Below are 5,699 nucleotides of genomic sequence, written 5' to 3' on the forward strand. Positions count from 1 at the left end.
GGTCCGCGGTCGCGGACCCCATCGGCGGGTCGGTGTGGCAATGGTGGGGGCGGAGCTACTCGCGCAGTCCGATGGCCTCCACCGGGCGGGCGCGCAGGGCGAGCTTGGTCGGCACCAGAACGGCCGCCGCGGCCAGGGCCGAGGTCGCCGCCACGATCGCCAGGTAGAGCAGCGGCGGAATGTGCGGAACCAGGGACCCGGTCAGGCCCATGCTCACCGTCATCAACGGCACGATGGGCACCAGGCTGCCGACCACCACCGCGATCAGGATCAGCATCAGCGTCTCGGTGCGCATCATCCGCATGACCTGTTCGGGGGTCGCGCCCACCAGCCGCAGCAGCGCGAACTCCCGTGCTCTGGACAGCGTGGTCATCACCAGGGTGTTGGCGACGGCCACCGCGATGTACCCGAAGACCAGGACCAGCGGCAGCGCGCTGCCGAATAGGTTGGCCGTGCCGGCCTTCTCCTGGGCGGCGGACAGGCCGCCCTTGTCCTGGACGTGCACCCCGGGGTAGCGGTCGTTGAGCCCGGTGAGCTCCCCGATCACCTTCTTCTTGTCGGCGCCGTCCTTGGCCCGCACCAGCACCGAGTCGTACATCCGGCGCGAACTGTGCTGGAGCACGGTGTCGTAGGACAGGGTGATGTCGCCGAAGCCCAGGCCGCGCTTGTACACGGCGATCACCTTCGGCTCCAGCGTCTGCCCGTCGGGCATGTGCACCTTGATCTGGCCGCCGACGCCCGCGCCGAGCGTGGCCGAAGCCCCGCTGCTGATCGCCACCGTGTCCGTGGACAGGTTGTCCAGGGAGCCCTCGGAGACGTCCAGGTCGACGACTCGGCTCAGGTTGCCCGGGGTCAGCCCCTGCGCCTTGTAGTCGAAGATCTCCGGCGAGCCGAGCATCTTCGTCGAGGCGAACAGGTCGACCCGCACCGTCCCGGCCGCGGCGTCCACCCCGTCCAGGCCGGCGATGAACTTCGGCGCGGTGACCGGCAGGCCGCCGGAATCGCTGGTCACCGTGTAGTCGGCGACGACGCCCGCCTGGGCCTGCGCCTCGGCCGCACCCGACGTGGTGGTCGGGATGAACAGCTGCACCGAGGCGAAGCCGATCGCCAGGATCAGCGGGCCGATGCCGGCCGCCAGCCGCCGGGCGTTGGCCCGGGTGTTGGCCACGGCCAGGAACCCGAGGGTCCCGAACCGCCGCTGGAACGGCGCGGCCATCAGCCTGGTCGCCTTCGCCACCACCGGCGGGGCCAGCATGAGGATCGCGATCACCATGATCAGACCGCCGCTGCCGGCCGCGGCCACCGCGAAGATGCTGCCGAAGAACAGCGGCAGCAGCGACGCGCAGAAGCCGAGGACGAACAGCAGGATCCCGATGGCCACCCGGGCGCCGCCGATGCCCGGCTGCTCGGTCTGGGCCTCGCTGAGCGCCTCCACCGGCCGGATCGACACCACCCGGCGGGCCACCGCGAACGCCGCCACCTGCGCGGCGATCACGCCGATGCCGACCGCGGCGATCGCCGGGATCGGGCCGTAGGAGAACTCGAAGTCGTCCGGCAGGATGCCGATCGCCCCGAGCGCCCCGCGCAGCACCCCGGCGGCCAGCATGCCGGGGAAGCAGCCCAGGATCGAGGCCACCAGCGAGATCACCAGGGCCTCGCCCGAGATCATCTTGTGGATCTGCTTGGGCGTCGCGCCGACCGCGCGCAGCAGCGCCAGCTCGCGCCGGCGCTGGTGCACGCTGAGCGCCAGGGTGCTGCCCACCACCATCATGGTGATCAGCACGACGGTGCCGCCGAGCGAGCCCGCCAGCTCCTTCAGGCTGCCCCGGGCCGAGGCGACGTCCGGGTTCTCGACGCTGCTGCGCCCGTCACCGGTGTAGACGTCGATCGCGGAGCCCTTGAGCGCCTTGTCGATCCGGTCGCCGAGCTTGCCGGCGTTGGTGTCCTTGGGCGCCAGCACGCCGATGGCGCTGACCTGGTCGGTGCGGCCGAACAGGGTGCGCGCCTCGTCGTCGGAGAAGAACACCGGCGGGGTGCGCAGCGCCCCGCCGCCGCCCTTGTAGGTGACGATGCCGACGATCTTGTACGAGCTGGCGTCCCGGGTGGAGGCGATCTTGACGCTGTCGCCCACCTTCACCTTGCGGTGGTCGGCGACGGACTTCTCCAGCACCACCTCGCCGGCGCGCTTCGGCTCGTCGCCGTTGCGGTCGTACGGGCCGAGCGCGGCCGCGCCCCAGTTGGTGCCGTTGGACGTCCGGTCGTCGGCGCCCTTGACCAACTCCTCGCCGTCGTTGGAGACGACCTGCGCGGGGAAGGTGAGCACCGGGACGGCCTTGTCGACGCCCTCGGTCCTGGCGACCTTGTCGACCAGGTCGATCGGGACGCCGACGGCGTCCTTGAGGTCCTTGGACTTGCTCTTCTTGGCCTCGTGGACCGTGAAGTGCTTCTGACCGCCGACCACGACCGCAGCGCCGGAGTAGCGCTGGACCGGCACCCCGTTGCCGATGCCGGACTGGAGGATGATTCCGAAGGCCGTGACGAGCACGGACGCGCCGAACAGGGCGACGAACGCCCCGACGAACCCGGCCTTACGCTCCTTGACGGTCTGTACGACGAGCCTGAACACGTCTCACCACTCCCCCAGCCGGGTCATGCGCTCGGCCACCCGGTCCGGAGTGGGGTGCGTCATCTCCTCCGCGTAGCTCCCGTCCGCGAGGAACACCACGCGGTGCGCGTAGGAGGCGGCGATCGGGTCGTGGGTCACCATGATCACCGTCTGTCCGAGGCTGTCCACGACCTCGCGCAGCAGCGTCAGCACCTGCTTGGCGGTGCGGGTGTCCAGCGCGCCGGTCGGCTCGTCCGCGAAGACCACCTCGGGCCGCGCCGCCAGCGCCCGGGCGATGGCCACCCGCTGCTGCTGGCCGCCGGACAGCTCCGAGGGCCGGTGGCTCATCCGGTCGGCGAGACCCACCTGCGTCACGACCTGCTGCAACCACTGGTGGTCCGGCTGGCGGCCGGCCAGCATCAGCGGCAGGGTGATGTTGTCCGCGACGGTCAACGCCGCCATCAGGTTGTACGCCTGGAAGATGAAGCCGACCCGCTCCCGGCGCATGATGGTCAGATCGACCTCGCTCAGCTGCGCCAGCTCGGTACCGCCGAGCACCACCGAGCCGGCGTCCGGGCGGTCCAGCCCGGCGGCGCAGTGCAGGAAGGTGCTCTTGCCCGCCCCGGACGGACCCATCACCGCGGTGAAGGTGCCCCGGGCGAAGGCGAGGGACAGATCGCGCAGCGCGTGCACGGCCCCGGCGCCCTTGCCGTACGTCTTCCGGACCCCGTCGAGGCGGACGACCCAGTGGGCGTCCAGAGCGGCACTGCCGTCCGGCCGCGGCGGCGCCGCGTACTCCTCCTCCGCGGCCGCGCTCTGGAACTCCTCCGTCCGCGCTCCGCGTCCCTTTCTGCTCACTTCCGGCCTCCACCACTCGCACGCACTACTTGACGTTCACGAAGGTAAGTCCTGGAGCAGGTGCGGAACCAGGGCACGAACTGGAGAGTCGATGGTGCAGAAAAGTGCCACCCACCGCCGCATTTGGGACGGTGGTAGGGTGATCGGGATGACGACTCGGAGGGTTTTAGGAGCCGTGCGCGCCCCCAGCATTGCCGAGTTGCGACGCTTACAACCCGAGCAGTGGGTCCGCCAGACGGTGATCCGTTTCCCTCCGGCCGCGGGCTACGTCCTGCTCTGCCTGATGACCGGACTCGCCGGGCTGCTGCTGTTCTACCTGATCGCCATCATCTTCGCGCTCTGCCTGGTCGGAACGGGCTTCCTGCTGCTGCCCAGGACACTGCGGGTGCTGCGCAGGTACGCGGAGGTCCACCGCCGGTGGGTCGGCCGGCTGCTGGAGACCGAGGTCCGCACGCCCTACCGCGACCTGGAGCCCGGCCGCACCGGCCCCCGCAAGCCCTCCCTGCGCGACCCGGCCGTCCGCAAGGACCTGGTCTGGGTGATCACCCACGGCGTCGTCGGCTCGGCCCTGTGCATCTTCGCCCTGAGCATCTGCGGCAACGCCTTCAACTGGCTGTCCGCACCGGTGTGGTGGAAGCTCGCGTCGGGCGAGCGCAACTCGATCATCCTGATGAACGTCGACTCGTGGCTGAAGTCCTTCGTCGCGGTGTTCATCGGCGTCGGCTACGCCGTGGTGGCGATGGCCGCGATGCGCGGGCTGGCCCTCGTGCACGCCCGGATGTCCCGCCGGCTGCTGACCGCCCGCCCCCGGGTCGCGCTCGCGCAGCGGGTCCGCGAACTCTCGGTGACCCGCGCCGAGGCGCTCGACGCGCACGACGCCGAACTGCGCCGGATCGAACGCGATCTGCACGACGGGGCGCAGGCCGGCATCGTCGCCGTCTCGCTGCGGCTCGGCATGATCAAGCGCGCGCTCGGCCAACGGCCCGAGCAGGTCCCGGAGATGGTGGACGCGGCCCAGAACCTCGCCGAGCAGGCGCTGGAGTCGCTGCGCCACCTCGTCCGCGGCATCTACCCGCCGGTGCTCGCCGACCGCGGGCTGACCGACGCCGTCCGGGCGCTCACCGCGCTGTGCGGGGTCCCGACCCGGATAGACATCGACGAGTCGGCCGGCGCGGCGCCCCGCGCGCCCGCCGCCGCCGAGGCCGCGGCCTACTTCGTGATCTCCGAGGCGCTCACCAACATCACGAAGCACAGCGGGGCGCGCAGCGCGCTGGTGTGGCTGCGGATCGCGTCGGACGCCATCTCGATCAGGGTCGAGGACGACGGCAAGGGCGGCGCCACCGAGGGCACGGGGAGCGGCATCCTCGGACTCCGGCGCCGGGTCGCCGCCTTCGACGGGACCACCGATCTGTTCAGCCCGCCCGGGGGCCCGACCGTACTGAAGGTGGAGATTCCATGCGGATCCTGATCGCCGAAGACAACGCCCTGCTCCGTGAGGGGCTGGTCCTGCTGCTGAACAGCGAGGGGCACGAGGTGTGCGTCACCGTGGACAACGGGGACGACCTGCTGCCCGCGCTGCTCGAACACCGCCCGGACGTCGCCGTGGTGGACGTCCGGCTGCCGCCGACGTTCCGCGACGAGGGCCTGCGGGCCGTCGTCGAGGCCCGCAAGCAACTGCCCAACCTGCCCGTCCTGGTGCTCTCGCAGTACGTCGAACGGGCGTACGCGACGGAGCTGCTGGCGCAGAGCGCCTCCGGGGTCGGCTACCTGCTGAAGGACCGGGTGGGGCGCGCCGAGGAGTTCCTGCTCGCGCTGGAGCGGGTCGCCGACGGCGGCACCGCGATGGACCCGGAGGTCATTTCGCAGCTGATGGTCCGCCGGGCCGGTGACGACCCGCTGTCCTCGCTGACCCAGCGCGAGCGCGAGGTCCTGGCACTGATGGCGGAGGGGCGCAACAACGGCACCATCGCCGAGATGCTGTTCATCGCGGAGAGTTCGGTGAACAAGCACATCGGCAACATCTTCGCCAAGCTGAACATGCCCACGCCGGACAGCGGCCACCGCCGGGTGCTCGCCGTGCTCACCTACCTGCGGGCCTGAACGCCCGAAGCAGGACACGCGGAGAGGGGGGGGGGCGGGGGGGGGGCGCCCCCCCCCCCCCCCCCCCCCAAAACCCCCCCCCCCCGCCCCCCGGGGGTGGGGGGGGGGGGGGGAGGGCCGGGCCCCCGGGGGGGCG

The 5,699-nt window shown here is 71.5% G+C and carries 4 protein-coding genes; 2 read left to right on the plus strand and 2 right to left on the minus strand.

The genetic code is table 11. The features are described from left to right. Window positions 1–55 precede the first annotated feature (55 nt). The gene (locus ACFV61_RS06945) at window positions 56–2,626 is read right to left on the minus strand and encodes an FtsX-like permease family protein (RefSeq protein ID WP_063349709.1); all 2,571 of its coding nucleotides are present in this window, start codon (window positions 2,624–2,626) and stop codon (window positions 56–58) included. A 3-nt stretch (window positions 2,627–2,629) separates the two neighbouring features. Next, a complete protein-coding gene (locus ACFV61_RS06950; RefSeq protein WP_063351478.1) occupies window positions 2,630–3,364 on the minus strand; it encodes an ABC transporter ATP-binding protein in 735 nt (244 codons plus the stop codon). Between the two features lie 298 nt (window positions 3,365–3,662). Between ACFV61_RS06950 and ACFV61_RS06955 the strand changes: the two genes are divergently transcribed. Continuing rightward, window positions 3,663–4,931 (plus strand): sensor histidine kinase, encoded by a 1,269-nt coding sequence (locus tag ACFV61_RS06955; protein ID WP_244293481.1) that lies wholly within the window; start codon window positions 3,663–3,665, stop codon window positions 4,929–4,931. Next, window positions 4,919–5,563, plus strand: coding sequence for a response regulator transcription factor (locus ACFV61_RS06960; RefSeq protein ID WP_363375491.1), 645 nt, complete (start codon window positions 4,919–4,921; stop codon window positions 5,561–5,563). Before ACFV61_RS06955 ends, ACFV61_RS06960 begins: the two co-directional genes overlap by 13 nt. Window positions 5,564–5,699 lie beyond the last annotated feature (136 nt).

This window comes from Kitasatospora sp. NPDC059817 (assembly GCF_042731835.1).
In the GTDB taxonomy this organism is placed as follows: Bacteria; Actinomycetota; Actinomycetes; order Streptomycetales; family Streptomycetaceae; genus Kitasatospora.